The 19,121-nt window shown below is 65.8% G+C and carries 11 protein-coding genes and 1 tRNA gene; 8 read left to right on the top strand and 4 right to left on the bottom strand.

What is annotated here, in order from left to right; all coding sequences use genetic code 11:
• Positions 1-8 precede the first annotated feature (8 nt).
• Complete coding sequence (locus R4P57_RS05850; protein WP_317801914.1) at positions 9-1,535, top strand: MFS transporter; 1,527 nt, start codon at positions 9-11, stop codon at positions 1,533-1,535.
• Here the strand turns inward: R4P57_RS05850 and R4P57_RS05845 are convergent.
• The 4 genes from R4P57_RS05845 to R4P57_RS05830 all read right to left on the bottom strand — a co-directional run bounded on the left by R4P57_RS05845 (position 1,514) and on the right by R4P57_RS05830 (position 9,154).
• Positions 1,514-2,419, bottom strand: a complete 906-nt coding sequence (locus tag R4P57_RS05845; protein ID WP_317801913.1) for a cutinase family protein — start codon at positions 2,417-2,419, stop codon at positions 1,514-1,516. The two genes, R4P57_RS05850 and R4P57_RS05845, sit on opposite strands and share 22 nt — an antisense overlap.
• Positions 2,420-2,618: 199 nt before the next feature.
• Entirely contained in the window at positions 2,619-4,070 is a 1,452-nt protein-coding gene (locus R4P57_RS05840) for a glutamate synthase subunit beta (protein WP_317801912.1), read from the bottom strand.
• On the bottom strand, positions 4,063-8,652 hold the full coding sequence (gene gltB / locus R4P57_RS05835) for a glutamate synthase large subunit (protein WP_317801911.1): 4,590 nt from the start codon (positions 8,650-8,652) through the stop codon (positions 4,063-4,065). Before gltB ends, R4P57_RS05840 begins: the two co-directional genes overlap by 8 nt.
• A gap of 416 nt (positions 8,653-9,068) precedes the next feature.
• Positions 9,069-9,154 (bottom strand) — tRNA-Leu (locus R4P57_RS05830).
• A gap of 207 nt (positions 9,155-9,361) precedes the next feature.
• Between R4P57_RS05830 and R4P57_RS05825 the strand changes: the two genes are divergently transcribed.
• The 7 genes from R4P57_RS05825 (at position 9,362) to pknB (ending at position 19,110) form a co-directional block, all read left to right on the top strand.
• Complete coding sequence (locus R4P57_RS05825; protein WP_317801910.1) at positions 9,362-10,798, top strand: DUF3662 and FHA domain-containing protein; 1,437 nt, start codon at positions 9,362-9,364, stop codon at positions 10,796-10,798.
• Between the two features lie 168 nt (positions 10,799-10,966).
• Positions 10,967-11,431, top strand: a complete 465-nt coding sequence (locus R4P57_RS05820; protein WP_317801909.1) for an FHA domain-containing protein FhaB — start codon at positions 10,967-10,969, stop codon at positions 11,429-11,431.
• Positions 11,428-12,867: a PP2C family serine/threonine-protein phosphatase gene (locus R4P57_RS05815; protein ID WP_317801908.1), complete on the top strand. Its 1,440-nt coding sequence runs from the start codon at positions 11,428-11,430 to the stop codon at positions 12,865-12,867. The genes R4P57_RS05820 and R4P57_RS05815 overlap by 4 nt, the downstream gene beginning before the upstream one ends.
• Complete coding sequence (locus tag R4P57_RS05810) at positions 12,864-14,321, top strand: FtsW/RodA/SpoVE family cell cycle protein (protein ID WP_317801907.1); 1,458 nt, start codon at positions 12,864-12,866, stop codon at positions 14,319-14,321. The genes R4P57_RS05815 and R4P57_RS05810 overlap by 4 nt, the downstream gene beginning before the upstream one ends.
• The gene (locus tag R4P57_RS05805; RefSeq protein WP_317801906.1) at positions 14,318-15,802 is read left to right on the top strand and encodes a penicillin-binding protein 2; all 1,485 of its coding nucleotides are present in this window, start codon (positions 14,318-14,320) and stop codon (positions 15,800-15,802) included. The genes R4P57_RS05810 and R4P57_RS05805 overlap by 4 nt, the downstream gene beginning before the upstream one ends.
• 6 nt (positions 15,803-15,808) lie before the next feature.
• Positions 15,809-17,173 carry a serine/threonine-protein kinase gene (locus R4P57_RS05800; protein WP_317801905.1) on the top strand — a complete coding sequence of 455 codons (1,365 nt, stop codon included), beginning with the start codon at positions 15,809-15,811 and terminating at the stop codon, positions 17,171-17,173.
• The gene (gene pknB, locus R4P57_RS05795) at positions 17,170-19,110 is read left to right on the top strand and encodes a Stk1 family PASTA domain-containing Ser/Thr kinase (protein WP_317801904.1); all 1,941 of its coding nucleotides are present in this window, start codon (positions 17,170-17,172) and stop codon (positions 19,108-19,110) included. The genes R4P57_RS05800 and pknB overlap by 4 nt, the downstream gene beginning before the upstream one ends.
• The last annotated feature ends 11 nt before the right edge of the window (positions 19,111-19,121 follow it).

The raw sequence follows: 19,121 nt of genomic DNA, 5'->3' as shown, positions 1-19,121 counted from the left end.
AAGTCACAGTGAGCCAGACGGCAACCGACCAGCGCGCCACCAAGAAGGATTGGCTCGGCCTCGCAGTGTTGGTGGTGCCGATTCTCGTCGTGTCGATGGACATGTCGGTGCTGTACCTTGCCCTGCCGTTCATGACGGCCGATCTCGAACCCACCGGCAACCAGACGCTGTGGATCCTCGACATCTACGGGTTCCTGCTCGCCGGCCTCCTCATCACCATGGGCTCACTCGGCGATCGGATCGGCCGACGCACCCTGCTCATGATCGGTGCCGTCGTGTTCGGTGCCGCATCACTCGCCGCGACGTTCTCCACGTCCCCCGAGATGCTGCTCGTGGCGCGTGCACTACTGGGCATCGGTGGAGCCACCATCGCTCCGAGCACATTGTCTTTGATACGCAACATGTTTCACGACCCGACCCAACGCAAGGAAGCCATCGGCCTGTGGACCGCCGGTTTCGCGGGCGGTGCCGCCGTCGGTCCTGTCATCGGAGGTGTTCTGCTCGAGCACTTCTGGTGGGGTTCGGTGTTCCTGATCAACATTCCGATCATGATCGTGCTCTTCGTCGCGGCCCCACTCCTGGTCCCCGAGTTCAAGGACACCGACCCCGGCAGATTCGACCCGATCAGCGTGGTCCTCGCGATCGCCTCGATGCTCTCGATCGTCTTCGCCATCAAGCACGGCGCGCAGGAGGGAATCGACACCGCAGCAGCCGTGAGCGCTCTGGCCGGGCTGGCATTGGGCACGGTGTTCGTTCTCCGGCAGCGCAGGGCCGCGAACCCGCTGATCGACGTCACGCTGTTCGCCGAACGTGCCTTCAGCGCAGCTGTTGTGGTGCAGTTCCTGGTCATCTTCGCCATGACCGGGTTCAGCCTCTTCGCCTCCCAGTACCTGCAGCTCGTCGTCGGTCTCGGACCGCTCGAAGCCGGTCTGTGGTTGCTCGTTCCCGCCGTCGCCGCCGCGGCCGGTGCCGTGCTCGCACCGACGCTCAGCAAGGAGATTCGGACCGGCACGATCATTGCGGGCGGCCTGCTGTCCATCGCCATCGGTTGCACGGCAATGGCATTCGTGAACGCCGACTCGGGACTGCCGCTACTGCTCACCGGCATGGCCGTACTGACCTTCGGAATAGGCGCGGCCTCGACACTGAACTCCGACATCGTGCTCACCGCCGCGGCTCCCGAAAAGGCCGGTGCAGCATCGGCATTGTCCGAAACCGGAGCCGAATTGGGCGGCGCCGTCGGCATCGCCATCCTCGGCACGATCGGCAGCACCGTCTACCGACACCGCATGGACGACGCCATCCCCGCGGAGACACCTGCCGAGATCGCCGATCCGGCACGAGAGACCATCGGTGGTGCCGTCGCCGTCGCCGACTATCTGCCGGAGCCGTTCGCCTCGCAACTGACAGCCGTAGCGAATTCGTCCTTCATCGACGGCTTCAATCTTGCGTCGGGTGCGAGCGCCGGACTGATGGCCGTCAGTGCAGTGACCGTCTTCGTGCTGCTACGCCGTCAGACTGCGTCGGCGAGGTAGCGCGCCAACCACCGCGTCGCTGACTGGCCGTTCTCGACGTCGTAGCTCTGGTACTCCTGGTGGATACCGGAGCGGTAGAACGCCTCGATCTCACGCTGACGCTGAGCGTTCGCCTGATCGGACAGCTGGCCCTGCAGCACCGGCAGACCACCGGCTGCTGCGAGGTCCGCGATCAGGGACTGCGCTTCCTGCGAGTATTGATCGGCGACGTTCGGCGCGGGGTTGGACGACACGGCCAAGAAGCCGGCCAGCCGCGCGACGTAATCGTCCTTGGGCGTCGAGCAGTACAGATCGCCGACGGCACAGAACGTCCGCACCACGGGGCTGACGTAGCCGAATCCGCCGACCCGCGGTCCGCCGACGCCGGTTCCGACCACGGCCGGCCCCACCAGAGCGTCGGAATCGGAGCGCTTCGGGTCGGAGATCAAGCCAACCGCCACCACCTTGTCGGCGGGCACGACGCCCACTCCGGTGCCGATGGCAGCGGCGAGATCGCCCGCCGCGTCGGCCCCCTGGCTGTATCCGATGATCCCGAGTTTCGTTGCCCCACAACGATCCGCCATGGCCTTCAGCATCCCGCCCGCGTTGGTGACGGCCGCAGCACGAGACTGCCCGTACACCTCGCCCTCCCAGGGGAACGCGGTGGCGGGATACGAGACGTAGTCGGTACGGATGTCGCTACCGAGACGGTCGGTGACATCGGTGAGCATCCCCGGCTTGGGGGCCGCGCCCGAGCTGGTCTCCCAGGTTCCCGGAATGGCCACGACGTACATCGTCGGGCAATCGGCTGGGTCGGCGGCGGCGGGCGATGCCGCCCCGACGACCAGGCCGGACGCAACAGCTGCAGCGACGCCGATACCGGCGCAGATCTTCTTGACACTCATGGGGAGGGGGCCTCACTGGTGATCGAACGCTTCGTTGTTCGATCACCACAATGACAGCGGCCTGTGACCATCAGATGCCTACATGGTTAACGGACGTAACCGTGTGGCGGATGGTCGTGAAACGCAGACGAGCTCGAAGTTGTGGACGGAATCGGACTGCAATCCGTCCATAACTTCGAGCTCGGCGGAAAAACGCGACTTACCGCTGCGGCGCCTGGGTGGGCACGATCGGCGACGGCAATGCGGTTGCTCCCTGCAGGAAGGTGTCGACGGCGGCCGCGCAGGAGCGGCCCTCGGCGATGGCCCACACGATGAGCGACTGGCCACGACCCATGTCTCCGGCGACGAACACGCCGGGGACGTTGGTGACCCACTCGTTGGTGCGCTCGACGTTGCCGCGCTGGTTGAAGTCGACACCCAGGTCGGTCAGCAGGCCGCCCTTGTCCGGTCCGACGAATCCCATGGCGAGCAGAACCAGATCGGCTTCGAGGGTGAATTCACTGCCCTCGACCTTCTCGAACTTGCCTGCCTTGAACTCGACCTCGCAGGCTTCGAGTGCGGTGACCTTGCCGTCTTCGCCGACGAAACGCTCGGTGTTGACCGAGAAGACGCGTTCGCCACCCTCCTCGTGTGCGGAGGCCACCCGGTACATCAGCGGGTACGTCGGCCACGGGGTGGACGTCGCACGCTCCTCGGGTGGGCGGGCCATGATCTCGAACTGGTGGACGCTTTCCGCGCCCTGACGGTGCGAGGTGCCGAGGCAGTCGGCACCGGTGTCGCCGCCGCCGATGATGACGACCTTCTTGCCCTCGGCACTGACGGGCGGCGCAGCGAAGTCGCCCTGCTGTACCCGATTGGCGTGCGGCAGGAACTCCATGGCCTGGTAGATGCCGTCGAGCTCGCGGCCCTCGATGGGCAGATCGCGCCACGCGGTGGCTCCGCCGGACAGGACCACGGAATCGAACTGCTCGCGCAGTTCGTCGGCCGAGATGTCCACGCCCACATCGACACCGGTGCGGAAGACGGTGCCCTCGGCCTCCATCTGCGCCAGCCGACGATCGATGTGGCGCTTTTCCATCTTGAACTCGGGGATGCCGTAGCGCAGCAGTCCGCCGATGCGATCGGCACGCTCGAACACCGTGACGGTGTGGCCGGCGCGGGTGAGCTGTTGTGCTGCGGCAAGTCCCGCGGGACCCGAGCCGACGACGGCGACGGTCTTACCGGTGAGGTGCGTCGGGTAGACCGGCGTGACCCAGCCCTCCTCGAAGGCCTTGTCGATGATCTCGACCTCGACCTGCTTGATGGTGACCGGATCCTGGTTGATGCCCAGCACACACGACGCCTCGCACGGAGCGGGGCACAACCGCCCGGTGAACTCCGGGAAGTTGTTGGTGGCGTGCAACCGATCGATGCTGTCGCGCCAGCGGTCCTTGAACACCAGGTCGTTCCACTCGGGAATCAGGTTCCCCAGCGGGCAGCCGTTGTGGCAGAACGGAATACCGCAGTCCATGCATCGACTTGCCTGGGTGCGCAGGGTGTCCTTCGAGAAGTCTTCGTAGACCTCTTTCCAGTCCATCAGGCGCAGGTCGACGGGCCGCCGCTTCGGCACTTCGCGAACCGTGTTCTTCAGAAATCCCTGTGGGTCACCCACGAGCTGCCTCCATGATCGCTTCGTCCACGTCCGCGCCGTTCTTCTCGGCTTCGGAGATGGCCAGCAGTACCTTCTTGTAGTCGCGAGGCATGACCTTCACGAAATGGTTCACCTGCTGTGACCAATCCGCGAGGATCCGCTCGGCCACCTCGGAGCCGGTCTGCTCCTGATGGCGAGTGACGATGCCGCGGAGCCAGGTGAACTCGTCACCCTCGAGCTCCTCGATATCGACCAGCTCGGTGTTGAGGTTGGCCTCGAACGTCTTGTTCGGATCGAAGACGAACGCGACGCCACCGGACATGCCGGCCCCGAAGTTACGGCCCGTCGCGCCGAGGATGACCACCTTGCCGCCGGTCATGTACTCGCAGCCGTGATCGCCGACGCCTTCGACGACGGCAACAGCACCGGAGTTACGAACGGCGAAGCGCTCGCCGACGACGCCGCGGATGAGAGCCTCGCCGCTGGTGGCACCGAACAGGAACACGTTTCCGCCGATGATGTTGTCCTCGGCGACGAATCCTTCGGGGGCATTCAGCGAGGGGCGCAACATCAGATGCCCACCGGAGAGACCCTTGCCGACGAAGTCGTTGGCGTCACCGTGCAGACGCAGTGTCATGCCGGAGGGCACGAAGGCACCGAAGCTGTTGCCTGCCGAGCCGGTGAACGTGATCTCGATGGTGTCGTCCGGCAGTCCGACGCCGCCGTACGCCTTGGTGACCTCGTGCCCGAGCATCGTGCCGACGGTGCGGTTGACGTTGGTGATCTTGGACTCGAACGCGACCTTCTCACCCTTGTCCAACGCATTGCGGCTGGCCGAGATGAGCTGCTGATCGAGGGCCTTGTCCAGACCGTGATCCTGCACGCCGGTGTTGTAGAGGTTCTGGTTCATGAACGCCGACTCGACCTCTTCGAGGATGGGCGACAGATCCAGCTTCGACGCCTTCCAGTGCTCCTTGGCCGCAGTGGTGTCCAGCAGACCCACCTGACCGACGGCCTCGTCGAGCGTGCGGAATCCGAGCTCGGCCATGAGCTCGCGAACCTCTTCGGCGATGAACATGAAGAAGTTCTCGACGAACTCCGGCTTGCCCGCGAAACGCTTGCGCAGCAACGGATTCTGGGTCGCCACACCCACGGGGCAGGTGTCGAGGTGGCAGACGCGCATCATGATGCAGCCCGAGACGACGAGCGGAGCGGTAGCGAAACCGAACTCCTCGCCGCCGAGCAGAGCGGCAACCATGACGTCGCGGCCGGTCTTGAGCTGACCGTCCACCTGCACGACGATGCGATCGCGAAGTCCGTTGAGCAGCAACGTCTGCTGGGTCTCGGCCAAACCGAGCTCCCACGGTCCACCCGCGTGCTTGACCGACGTCAGCGGCGTCGCGCCGGTGCCGCCGTCGTGGCCCGAGATGAGCACCACGTCAGCGTGCGCCTTGGACACACCGGCGGCGACCGTTCCGACGCCGACCTCGGAGACCAGCTTCACGTGGATGCGGGCCTGAGGATTGGCGTTCTTCAGGTCGTGGATCAGCTGCGCGAGATCCTCGATCGAGTAGATGTCGTGGTGCGGCGGCGGCGAGATCAGGCCGACGCCGGGCGTCGAGTGCCGAACCTCGGCGACCCACGGGTACACCTTGTGTGCCGGAAGCTGGCCGCCCTCACCGGGCTTGGCTCCCTGCGCCATCTTGATCTGAATGTCGGTGCAGTTGCTCAGGTAGTGCGAGGTGACGCCGAAGCGTCCCGACGCGACCTGCTTGACGGCCGACCGTCGCCAGTCGCCGTTCTCGTCCGGAGTGAACCGCGAGACGTCCTCGCCGCCCTCACCGGAGTTCGAGCGCCCGCCCAGACGGTTCATGGCGATGGCGAGGGTCTCGTGCGCCTCGGCCGAGATGGAGCCGTAGCTCATCGCGCCCGTCGAGAAACGCTTGACGATCTCGCTGGCCGGCTCGACCTCGTCGATCGAAATCGCTTGCCGCTCTTCGGTCTTGAAGCGGAACAGACCGCGCAGCGACGCGAGCCGCTCGGACTGGTCGTCGACCATCTTCGTGTATTCCTTGAAGACGTCGTACTGACCGGTGCGGGTGGAGTGCTGCAGCTTGAACACCGTGTCCGGGTTGAACAGGTGGTACTCGCCTTCGCGACGCCACTGGTATTCGCCACCGGTCTCGAGCTCGCGGTGCGCGCGCTCCTGACGGTTGTCCAGGTACGCCACCGAATGCCGCGCTGCGACGTCGTCGGCGACCTGATCGAGATCGATTCCACCGAGGTGGCTGTTGAGGCCGGTGAAGTACTCGTCGACCAGTTCTTGCGAGAGGCCGATGACCTGGAACAGCTGGGCTCCGGTGTACGACGCGAGAGTCGAGATGCCCATCTTGGACATCACCTTCAGCACACCCTTGCCCGCGGCCTTGATGTAGTTGGCGACGGCCTTGTCGAACTCGATGTCGGTGAGGGCACCGCGCTCGATCATGTCCTCGATCGACTCGAACGCCATGTACGGGTTGACCGCTGCCGCACCGAAGCCGATGAGCAGAGCCATGTGGTGCACCTCGCGGGCGTCACCGGTCTCGATGATCAGGCCGACCTTGGTGCGGGTCCGCTCACGGACCAGGTGATGGTGCACGGCGGCGGTGAGGAGCAGCGACGGAATCGGAGCGAGCTTCTCGCTGGATTCACGGTCCGAGAGCACGATGATCCGCGCGCCACCGGAGATGGCAGCGGAAACCTGAGCGCGGATGGCCTCCAACGACTTTCGGAGGCCCTCACCGCCCTCGGACACCGGGTAGAGACCGCGCACCACCACCGAGCGCAGCTCTTCCTGAGTGCCCTCGTCGTTGATGTGGACGAGCTTGGCGAGATCGTCGTTGTGCAGGATCGGCTGCGGAAGCACGATCTGCTTGCAGCTGTCGGCACCGGGGTTGAGCAGATCGCCCTCGGGCCCGATGGTGCCGCCGAGGCTGGTGACGATCTCCTCGCGGATGGCGTCGAGCGGCGGGTTGGTGACCTGTGCGAACAGCTGCGAGAAGTAGTCGAACAGCATTCGCGGACGAGCCGACAGCACGGCGATCGGGGTATCGGTACCCATGGAACCGATGGCCTCGGCACCGGCCTTCGCCATGGGCGAGACCAGCACGTTCAGTTCCTCGGTGGTGTACCCGAAGATCTGCTGACGGATGAGCACGCGGTCGTGCGGCATGTGCACGTGCGGACGCTCGGGCAGATCGTCGATCGAGGTCAGGCCCTCGTCGAGCCACTGCTGGTACGGATGCTCGGCGGCGAGCTCGTCCTTGATCTCGTCGTCGGAGACGATGCGGCCCTGCGCGGTGTCCACCAGGAACATGCGGCCCGGCTGCAGGCGAACCTTGCGGACGACCTTCGATGGATCGATGTCGAGAACGCCGACCTCGGAGGCCATGACGACCAAGCCGTCGTCGGTGACCCACAGCCGGCTCGGGCGCAGGCCGTTGCGGTCCAGGACCGCGCCGATGACGGTGCCGTCGGTGAAGCACACCGAAGCCGGTCCGTCCCAGGGCTCCATCAGCGAGGAGTGGTACTTGTAGAACGCCCGACGTGCGGGGTCCATGGACTCGTGCCGCTCCCACGCCTCGGGAATCATCATGAGCACGGCGTGCGGCAGGCTGCGTCCACCGAGGTGCAGCAGCTCGAGCACCTCGTCGAAACGTGCTGTGTCACTTGCTCCGTGGGTGACCACGGGGAAGATCTTCTCGAGCGCGTCGGAGCCGCCGAACACGTCGGAGGTGATGAGTGCCTCGCGGGCACGCATCCAGTTCTCGTTGCCGGTGGCGGTGTTGATCTCGCCGTTGTGGGCGACGCGTCGGAACGGATGCGCCAGCGGCCACGACGGGAACGTGTTGGTCGAGAAGCGCGAATGCACAAGTCCCAGTGCGCTTTCCACACGCTCGTCCTGCAGGTCGAGGTAGAAGCCCTTGAGCTGAGGGGTGGTCAGCATGCCCTTGTAGACGAAGGTCTGGGAGGACAGCGACGGGAAGTACACGGTTTCGCGGCCGGGGCCGTCCTTGCCTGCGCCCTCTTCGCCCAGCTCGTGCTCGACGCGCTTGCGAATGACGAACGCGCGACGCTCCAGGTCGAGGTCGGTGATCGACGCGTCGGGGGCAGCGAGGAACAACTGACGGAACGTCGGCATCGCGTCGCGCGCCAGAGCGCCGAGGGAGGAGTCGTCGGTGGGAACCTCACGCCAACCGAGAACCGTCAGGCCCTCGCTCTCGACGATGCGCTCGACACCCTCGCAGGCACGTGCTGCGTCGCTACGGCCCTGCGGAAGAAAAGCGACACCGGTTGCGTACGCGCCGGGCGCGGGGAGCTCGAAATCTACGACGGCGCGGAAGAACGCGTCCGGAACCTGGATCAGAATGCCCGCACCGTCACCGGTGTTCGGTTCGGAGCCGGCAGCACCGCGGTGCTCGAGGTTGACCAGTGCGGTGATCGCCTTCTCGACGATGTCGCGACTGCGTCGACCGTGCATGTCCACCACGAACGCGACACCACAGGAGTCGTGTTCGTTGGCGGGATCGTAGAGGCCTTGCGGGCCCGGAGTGTGCTTCATACCTAGCCTTCGGATAAGTCCAGCCTTGAAACTCGTCGGCGACGGTGTGGTGTAACCGGCTGCACGAACGGCCTGCGGTGCGTCCTCGCCGTTGAAGCTGCACCTGTCGATCGTCGACGCTTTCCTCTGCACGAGCAGGTGGGCTCGTGGTAGAAAAGTGAGGTCGGGGCGGATTCGGCCGTGGTGAGGCCTATCCAACTACGAACGATAAGTCAGTACCTGGGTGCCCCCGCAAATAAGGTAAGCCTATTACGGGCTTTCACCTGCGAATTTCCGTATGCGAGACGTCCTCGGGGCCGGGTATTCGACTCACCCCGCCGACATCGGCCGAGAATCACACGCCTGTAAGACGATTCGAGGAAAAGGACCTGGGAAGAAACTACTGGCCGCAGCGATCGAATCAGCTGCGGCCAGTGTGGTGGGCGGAGGGGGACTTGAACCCCCACGTCCATAAGGACACTGGCACCTGAAGCCAGCGCGTCTGCCATTCCGCCACCCGCCCGGGTAACGGCGAGAACACTAACACGCACCATGCCGCGCTCGAAAATCGCCGCGTCGCGCTGCCGGGAGCCGACGGCGGCGGGCAGTCCCCGTCGGCGGCACCGTATATCATGCTTGGAGCGCGACTTCGTGATGACACGCGGCCGTCGCGTCCTGCACACCAGCAGGCACCACACGGTGGAAGAACACAGTGAGAGGAGGGGTCACGATGGGCATCGTTCAGCGTTTCGAACGCAAGCTCCAAGGCGCTGTCGGCGACGTCTTCGCCCGCGTGTTCGGCGGAGGCGTCGTACCGGCGGAGGTGGAGGCAGCGCTCCAGCAGGAAGCGTCGGATCTGGTGCGGCCTCTGGACGGCGGGCACCTCCTGGCTCCCAACAGCTACGTCATCACCATCAACAGCTCGGACCACGACGAGCTCGCCGGTGATCGAGAACTCACGGTCAAGGCGTTCTCACGTCACCTCGACGATTACATCCGCGATCAAGGCTGGCAGACCTACGGCGACGTGGTGGTTCGCTTCGAGCCGTCGCCCACCCTTCACACCGGGCAGTTCCGTGCCAGTGGCTCGGTCGATCCCGATGTGGGACGATCGGCGACTGCTGACCGAAACGCGCAGCAGGGTGCCTCGGCCCAACAGAACGTATCGGCTCCGCCAGCACCCAGTCCCGTCCCTTCAGCTACGCAGCGACCGTCTGCCCCACCGATGTCGATACCAGGAGCCGGCCACATGACGCAGAACCCAGGCTACGACCCGCAGCGCGACCCCGCGGACGGTCATCGTCCCGATCCGCGCGCGCGCAACGGTTACGCCGGTGGCCAGGATCCGCGCTACCCCGCACGTGAGCAGAACGGGTACGACGCCCAGGCCTACGCGCCCGCCGATCACGACCCGCGCTACGACCAGCAGCCGTACAACGGCGGCTACGACGAGCAGGCGTACCCCGAGCAGGGTCAGGCCTACAGCGCAGCAGGCCAGGAACAGGGCTACGACCCCCACGCCTACGGCGCGCCCAGCGGCCAGGAGCAGGGGTACGACGCCCAGGGCTACAACGCGCAGGGGTACGACGGCCAGGCATACGACGCGCAGGGCTACAACGGCCAGGGCTACGACTACAACGCCGGCGATCAGGGTGCCGCGTACTCCGAGGCCCCCTACCAGGAGCAGGCGTACAACGACCCGGCCGCGCGGTACGCCGAGCCCCAGGCCGCCGGGTATCAGCAGCCCGGACACCAGCAGCCCGGTTACGACTACCCGCCTGCTCCGGCCGCCTACGGCCGTGGCTACCCGCAGGGCGCGGGCGATCGTGGCGACGGGTACGGCTACGACCAGCCCGCCTCGTACGCAGGTCAGAGTCAGGCGCTCGCCGCGACGCTGCAACTCGAAGACGGCAGCGGCCGCTACTTCCAGCTCCGTGACGGTCAGAACATCATCGGCCGTGGCCAGGACGCACAGTTCCGACTCCCCGACACCGGTGTCTCGCGTCGTCACATCGAGATCCGGTGGGACGGCCGCGTGGCCATGCTCTCCGATCTCGGTTCCACCAACGGCACCACCGTCAACGGCGCTCCGGTGCAGGACTGGCAATTGGCCGACGGCGACGTCATTCGGGCCGGTCACTCCGAAATTCTGGTCCGGATCGTCTGACGATCGACGTGGGCTGGGGTGGGGGTTCGACTCGCACTCTCGTCCACCCGTATGTCGTCCACACGAGCTGCTTCACCCTATGATGCTGCGAGGCAACCATGTTTGCCGCGCCGCGGCTTTTCGCGTGGGCGGGATGCAGGTCGATTGCGAAGGAGGAGGTGAATCGTCGTGCAGGGATTGATTCTGCAACTGACAAGGGCGGGCTTCCTGCTGTTGTTGTGGTTCTTCGTCTGGGCCGTCCTTCGCACCTTGCGCAGTGACATCTACGCGGCCGCAGGCATGAAAGTGCCTGCTCGCTACTCCGGCGGCTCGAGAGTTCTCCCGTCGTTCAACAAGCAGAAGGTGGCCAAGTACCTCGTGGTGACCCAGGGCGGTCTCGCCGGAACGCGCATTTCGCTCGGCACGCAGCCCGTCCTCATCGGGCGCGCGGACGACTCCACTCTCGTTCTGACAGACGACTACTCGTCGACTCGGCATGCGCGCATCTCGCCCCGCGGCGATGATTGGTACGTCGAAGACCTCGGTTCGACCAACGGCACCTACCTCGACCGCGCGAAGGTGACCACCGCCGTTCGCGTCCCCCTGGGAACCCCTGTCCGCGTCGGCAAGACCGTGATCGAGTTGCGCCCGTGACCCTCGTCCTTCGCTATGCCGCCCGCAGTGATCGCGGTCTGGTTCGATCCAACAACGAGGACTCCGTGTACGCCGGGGCTCGCCTACTGGCGCTGGCCGACGGCATGGGCGGTCACGCCGCCGGTGAAGTGGCCTCGCAGTTGATGATCGCCGCATTGGCTCATCTCGACGACGACGAGCCCGGCGAGGATCTGCTGGGCAAGCTCGAAGCAGCCACCCGCGAAGGCAACGCGTCCATCGCCGATCAGGTCGAGGACGAACCCGAACTCGACGGCATGGGGACCACGCTGACCGCAATCCTGTTCGCGGGCAAGCGAATCGGACTGGTACACATCGGCGACTCACGTGCGTACATGCTGCGCGACAGCTCGCTCACCCAGATCACCCGAGACGACACCTTCGTTCAGTCACTCGTCGACGAAGGCCGCATCACCGCCGAGCAGGCGCACACACACCCGCAACGCTCCTTGATCATGCGTGCCCTCACCGGCAACGAGATCGAGCCGACGCTCACCGTTCGGGAAGTGCGTGCGGGCGACCGATACCTGCTGTGCTCCGACGGCCTCTCGGACGTCGTCAGCGACGAGACCATCGAGAACACCATGAACGAGGGCGAGACGGGGCCCTGCGCCGACCGTCTCATCGAACTCGCGCTTCGCAGTGGCGGTCCGGACAACGTGACGGTCGTCGTCGCCGATGTGATCGACCTCGACTACGGACAGAGCCACCCCATCCTCGGCGGTGCCGCCAGCACCGAGGACGAGGAGGATGCCCCTCCGCCCAACACCGCAGCGGGGCGCGCAGCAGCGATGCGTCCCCCGCGTACGACGCCCAAGCGCGTCACCACACCGGTCGTCACGCCCGAGAAGAAGTCGCACAAACTGCGCTGGACGTTGGTCGCCCTGACCCTGGTGGTGCTGGCGGGAATCGGTGCGCTCGTGGCCAATTCGATCATCAAAGGCAATTACTACGTCGGTGCCGACAACAGCAAGGTGACCGTCCTGCGCGGCCTGCCCGGGTCGGTTCTCGGGTACTCGCTGCAGAGCGTGGAACTGGTGGGTTGCCTCGACGACGACGGAGCCGTCTCGTTGACCGCCCCGGATGCCGCCCCGGCGGACTGCGTCCCGTTCGAGATCGACGATCTTCTGCCTGCCGCACGTGAACAGGTCACGGCCGGTTTGCCGTCGGGATCTCTCGACGATGCGCGCGGTCAGGTCGAGCGGTTGGCCTCCGGTGACCTGCTTCAGGTGTGCGAGACCGAGCCGGTCGTCACCACGACCGTCGAGCCGACTCCGACGTCGATCATCCCGCCGCCCGCTGCACCGCTGCCGCCCACGGTCGCACCCGCTCCGGAGGCAGCACCGACCACCACTGCGGTACCGACACCGACGGTTCCGCAGATTCCCGGTCAGAACTGCAGGACCGGTACTCGATGAGTTCCAATCCATCCGCGGGAGGGTCCTTTCCGAGTCCGCCCGGCGGGTTCGCGCCCGCACCGGTTCAATCCAACCGACGCGGCGTCGAGCTGCTGCTGCTCGGCGCTGCCGTTCTGATCACCACGATCTCCCTGGTACTGGTCGAAGCCAGTCAGGAACAGACCATCACCTGGGATCTGGCGAAGTACGCGGTGGCATATCTCGCGCTGATGACGGTGGCGCACCTCGCCGTACGACGCTTCGCGCCCTACGCGGATCCGTTGTTGCTGCCGATCGTGGCGCTGCTCAACGGACTCGGTCTGGTGCTCATTCATCGCCTCGATCTGGCCGACGAGCAGCAGGCCCAGTATCTCGGCAACCCCATTCCGTCGCCCGATGCCAACCAGCAGGTGCTGTGGACGACGCTGGCCATCGCCGGGTTCGTCGCTCTGCTGGTGCTGCTGCGTGATTACCGCACCCTGGCTCGCTACGGTTACACCGTCGGACTCGCCGGATTGGTGCTCCTGGCCATCCCGGCGATGCTGCCGTCGGCATTCTCCGAGGTCAACGGATCGAAGATCTGGATCCGACTGCCCGGCTTCAGCATTCAGCCCGGCGAGTTCGCAAAGATCCTGTTGCTCATCTTCTTCGCATCGTTGCTGGTCGCCAAGCGCGAACTGTTCACCGTCGCCGGCAAGCACTTCCTCGGAATGGACTTCCCGCGGGCACGCGACCTCGGTCCGATCCTGGTCGTCTGGATCGTCTCCGTCGGCGTGCTGGTGTTCGAGAAGGACCTCGGCACCTCGCTGCTGATCTTCGGGACCGTCCTGGTGATGATCTACATCGCCACCGAACGCGTCGGCTGGCTGATCATCGGGTTCGGGCTGCTGCTCGTCGGATTCCTGTTCGCGTATCAGGTGTTCGGCCACGTCAAGATCCGCACCGACACCTGGCTGCGCCCGTTCGACGACTACAACGACACCGGCTACCAGATCGTCCAGTCCATGTTCAGCTTCGCCACGGGCGGGTTGGCGGGCACCGGGCTCGGTAGTGGTCGCCCGTCCCAGGTTCCGTTCGCCAAGACGGACTTCATCATCGCCACGGTCGGAGAAGAGCTCGGCCTCATCGGCCTGACCGCGGTCCTGATCCTGTACTTGCTGTTCATCATTCGCGGCATGCGTACCGCGCTGGCCGTCCGCGACAGCTTCGGCAAACTGCTGGCCGCGGGGTTGTCCTTCACCATCGCCATCCAGCTGTTCGTCGTCGTCGGTGGCGTCACCAAGCTCATTCCACTCACCGGCCTCACCACGCCGTATCTGTCCTACGGAGGATCGTCGCTTCTCGCCAACTACCTGCTCCTCGCGCTGCTGATCAAGATCTCCGACGCAGCCCGTGAGCCGGCAAAGCCCAAGAAGAAGCCCGCCCCCGCAGCGCCCATCGCGGAGGCACCCACCGAGATGGTGAAGCGCGCATGAACACTCCCCTGCGCCGCGTGTCCATCGCCGTGATGGTCATGGTCGTGGCCTTGCTCGCCAACGCCACCTACCTCCAGGTCATCAAGGCCGACGATCTGCGCACCGACCCGAGAAACTCACGAGTGCTGCTCGACGAGTACTCACGCCAGCGCGGTCAGATCTCGGCAGGCGGCCAGGTTCTCGCATCCTCGGTCCCCACCGAAGACCGCTACAAGTACCTGCGCACCTACCCCCAGAATTCGATCTCCCCAGCCAGCCCGCAGGCCAACGCGCCGATCACCGGCTACTACTCGATGCTGTACTCGAGCAGCGGCCTCGAACGCGCCGAGGACCCCGTACTCAACGGATCCGACGACCGGCTCTTCGGCGGACGACTGTTCGACCTCATCTCCGGCCGAGATCCCCGCGGCGGCAACGTCGTCACCACCATCGACCCCGTTGTCCAGCAGGTCGCGTACGACCAGCTGACCGCCAAGGGATACACCGGCTCGGTGGTGGCCCTCGACCCCGCCACCGGCAACATCCTGGCGATGGCCAGCACCCCCAGCTACGACCCGAACCTGTTGGCCAGCCACGACGGCAGCACCACCACCGCAGCGTGGGAGAACCTGAGCAACGATCCCGAGAAGCCGATGGTCAACCGTGCGATCTCGCAGACCTACCCACCCGGATCGACGTTCAAGGTGATCACCACCGCAGCCGCACTCGAAGCGGGCGCGACACCGGACGATCAACTCACGGCCGCGTCGAACATCACGTTGCCGGGAACCTCGACGACGCTGGAGAACTATAACGGTTCGACGTGCGGCGGCGGCCAGACGGCAACGCTGCGTGAAGCTTTCGCACGCTCGTGCAACACCGCCTTCGTCGAGCTCGGCATCGACACCGGGGTCGACAGGATGCGTGAGACCTCCGCGGCGTTCGGCATCGGTGAGGACGCGACCGTTCCGCTGACCGTCGCCGACAGCACCATCGGACCCATCGACGACGACGCTGCCCTCGGCCAATCCAGCATCGGCCAGCGCGACGTGGCACTGACCCCGCTGCAGGACGCCGTCATCGCTGCCACCGTGGCCAACGGCGGCGTTCGAATGGCCCCGAACCTGGTGCAGCAGCTGCAGTCTCCCGACCTGTCGGACCTGTCGAGCTACCAGCCCAAGGCCATGGGCGAGGCGATCAGCCCTTCCACCGCGGCGACGCTGACCGACCTGATGATCGGCTCCGAGAACAACACCAGCGGCGAGGGCAAGATCCCCGGGGTACAGATCGCATCGAAAACCGGTACCGCAGAACATGGTTCCGACCCACGCAACACGCCGCCACACGCGTGGTACATCGGATTCGCACCTGCCGACGACCCCAAGGTCGCCATCGCCGTCATCGTGGAAGACGGCGGCGACCGCGCCCTCGCCGCGACCGGTGGATCCGTGGCCGCACCCATCGGGCGCGCCGTCATCGCAGCCGCATTGCAGGGGAGGTGACATAACGTGCCATTGAGCAACGGGGCTGTCATCGCGCAGCGCTATCGACTTCTGCGCCTCATCGCCACCGGCGGCATGGGACAGGTGTGGGAGGCAATGGACAACCGCCTCGATCGCCGTGTCGCGGTCAAGGTACTCAAGGCCGAGTTCTCCGAGGACCCGGAATTCCTGCAGCGCTTCCGGTTCGAAGCACGCACCACCGCGCAGCTGAACTACCCCGGAATCGCCGGGGTCTACGACTACGGCGAGACCCGCGACGGCGCGGGCGAATCACTGGCCTACCTGGTGATGGAACTGGTCAACGGTGAGCCGCTGAACGCCGTGTTGGGTCGGATGTCCCGGTTACCGCTCGGCCATGCCCTCGACATGCTCGAGCAGACCGGCCGTTCCCTGCAGATCGCGCACACCGCAGGCGTCGTCCACCGCGACGTCAAGCCGGGCAACATCCTGATCACCCCCACCGGGCAGGTCAAGATCACCGACTTCGGCATCGCCAAGGCCGTCGACGCGTCCCCGGTGACCAAGACCGGAATGGTCATGGGCACAGCGCAGTACATCGCCCCCGAGCAAGCACTCGGCGAGGAGGCCACCTCGGCTTCCGACGTCTACTCGCTCGGAGTCGTCGGATACGAAGTACTCGCAGGCACGCGGCCCTTCGTGGGCGACGGAGCGCTGACCGTCGCCATGAAGCACGTCCGCGAAATGCCGGCCCCCATGCCGCTCGACCTGCCCCCCGCCGTACGAGAACTCATCGAGATCACGATGGTCAAGGACCCGGCCGCGCGCTACGCCAACGGTGGCGAATTCGCCGACGCCGTCGCCGCAGTCCGTGCCGGCCGTCGCCCGCCTGCACCCGGAAACTCCCGCGGTACGGGCACCGGCAGGGTCATGATGCCGGGAGTCGTACCCAGCCCTGCGCCGCCGCCGTCGAGCACCCAGATGATGCCGACGTCGCAGCGCGAGTACCGCGGACCGGCCACCGGAACGGCTGCGGCCGCAGTGCCCGAGGCCACCGGAATGTCGTCGGCGCAGAAGGCCCTCGCCTGGGGCGGTGCCGGACTGCTGCTGTTGGCCATCCTCATCGGCGGTTATGTGCTGCTGACCGGGGGCAGGGACGACACGCCGACGCCGTTCGTGCCGCCGACCACAACCACCACGCAGCCGACCACCACCACGACCACGACGACCGAACCCACGACGACCACCGAAGAAACCACCACCGAAGAAACCACCACGACCACGACGACGACCACGCAGGAGCCGACCACCACCGAGGAAACCACGACGACCTCGGAGGAGCCCACGCAGACGACGACGAGACGGCCGCTGATCGAGATTCCATTCCAGCAAGATCCTCGAGGACAACCATGACGACTCCCCGTACGCTGTCCTCTCGCTACGAGCTGGGCGAGATACTCGGTTTCGGCGGCATGTCCGAGGTTCATCTGGCACGTGACACTCGGTTGGACCGCGACGTCGCCATCAAGGTTCTGCGCGCCGATCTCGCTCGCGACCCCACGTTCTACCTGCGCTTCCGACGTGAAGCCCAGAACGCGGCCGCCCTGAACCACCCCGCTATCGTCGCCGTGTACGACACCGGCGAAGCCGAGACCGAAGCCGGTCCGCTCCCGTTCATCGTCATGGAATACGTCGACGGCGACACCCTGCGTGACATCGTGCGCGCCGAAGGACCCATGGCGCCGCGTCGAGCCATGGAGGTCATCGCCGACGTCTGTGCTGCACTCGATTTCAGCCACCGCAACGGAATCGTGCACCGCGACGTCAAACCCGCGAACATCATGATCAACAACGCGGGCGCGGTGAAGGTGATGGACTTCGGCATCGCGCGCGCCATCGCCGATTCCTCGTCGCCGATGACCCAGACCGCGGCCGTCATCGGGACCGCTCAATATCTCTCACCCGAGCAGGCCCGCGGCGAACAGGTCGACGCTCGATCGGACGTCTACTCGCTCGGATGTGTGCTGTTCGAGATTCTCACCGGCGAGCCCCCGTTCAAGGGTGATTCACCGGTCGCCGTCGCCTACCAGCACGTGCGCGAGGATCCTCAGCTGCCGTCTCTGGTCAACGACACGGTGCCGCGCGAACTCGACTCGATCATCCTCAAGGCGATGGCCAAGAACCCCGCCAACCGCTACCAGAGCGCCGCCGAGATGCGCACCGACCTGGTCCGTGTCCTCGGAGGTCAACGCCCGAGCGCCCCGATGGTCATGAACGACGAGGACCGCACCACGATCCTCGGGTCGGTCGATTCCCGGCAGGCAGACTTCTCCGGCACGGACAAACCGGCCGCGGTCGCCGCCGCCACACCCCGTGAGTCGAGGCACGGCGAACCCGAGGACGAACCCAGGAACCGTCGAGGCCTCAAGATCGCGCTGATCTCCGCGGCGTCGATCATCGTCGTCGCGATCGTCGGAGCATTTCTGTGGTCCCTCGGTCCAGGAGCGGACCCCAAGACCGTCACCGTGCCGTCCGTCGTCGGACTGGTCGCAGACGAGGCCCAGCGGGAACTCGAGAATGTCGGCCTGCGCGTCACCGTGCAGGAGAAGCCGGATGCGTCGGCTCCCGAGGGTTCCGCGATCGGCACCAATCCGGCCGCGGGGTCACAGACCGAATTGCCCGGAGACATCCAGCTCGACGTCTCCTCGGGCCCCCAGCAGGTCCAGGTGCCGCGGCTGACCGGACGAACGCAACAGGAGGCGTCGGACGCCTTGAACGAGGTGGGCCTCGAACTCGATCCCACCGTCGCCCGTGCGCCGTCGACGCCGGAGAACCTCGACAAGGTCGTCGAGCAGAACCCGTCCTCGGGCGTGAGCATGAACGCCGACTCGCAAGTTCGCATCACGCTAGGTTCGGGGCCGGCGCAGGTGCGGATGCCCAACGTCGTCGGCCAGCTCGTCGACGTCGCGCAGCCGAACGTCGCGGGTGCCGGGCTCCGTGTCGAGATACAGAACATCGACTCCAGTCAGCCGGTGGGACAAGTCGTCTCGACGGACCCCGCCGGTGGTGCCAACGTCGCCGAGAACACCGTCGTGACGTTGCGGGTCTCGAACGGAGACAAGATCCCGATGCCGGACCTCTCCGGCCTCACCGAGACCCAGGCGTTGACGGCACTGGAATCGGCAGGATGGACCGGAACGGTCTCGAACCTGTCGACGTCGAGCCAGTCGACGCTCGACCCACTGATGGTCGGCCGAATCGTCAACCAGACTCAGCCCGCGGGCTCGGAGATCAGCAAGACCGACACCATCACCGTGAGCATCGGGGTGCTGGGTATCCCCAACGGCTAGCCGCCTCGCGT

The sequence above is a fragment of the Rhodococcus sp. IEGM 1330 genome (assembly GCF_033142445.1).
In the GTDB taxonomy this organism is placed as follows: domain Bacteria; phylum Actinomycetota; class Actinomycetes; order Mycobacteriales; family Mycobacteriaceae; genus Rhodococcoides.
Note: the sequence above shows the minus strand (reverse complement) of the source record. Positions and strands in the feature narration are given on the sequence as shown.

Coding starts and splice junctions, on each gene's coding strand:
- pknB (WP_317801904.1), top strand. CDS start 17,170: ATGACGACTCCCCGTACGCTGTCCTCTCGCTACGAGCTGGGCGAGATA.
- R4P57_RS05810 (WP_317801907.1), top strand. CDS start 12,864: ATGAGTTCCAATCCATCCGCGGGAGGGTCCTTTCCGAGTCCGCCCGGC.
- R4P57_RS05805 (WP_317801906.1), top strand. CDS start 14,318: ATGAACACTCCCCTGCGCCGCGTGTCCATCGCCGTGATGGTCATGGTC.
- R4P57_RS05825 (WP_317801910.1), top strand. CDS start 9,362: ATGGGCATCGTTCAGCGTTTCGAACGCAAGCTCCAAGGCGCTGTCGGC.
- R4P57_RS05845 (WP_317801913.1), bottom strand. CDS start 2,419: ATGAGTGTCAAGAAGATCTGCGCCGGTATCGGCGTCGCTGCAGCTGTT.
- gltB (WP_317801911.1), bottom strand. CDS start 8,652: ATGAAGCACACTCCGGGCCCGCAAGGCCTCTACGATCCCGCCAACGAA.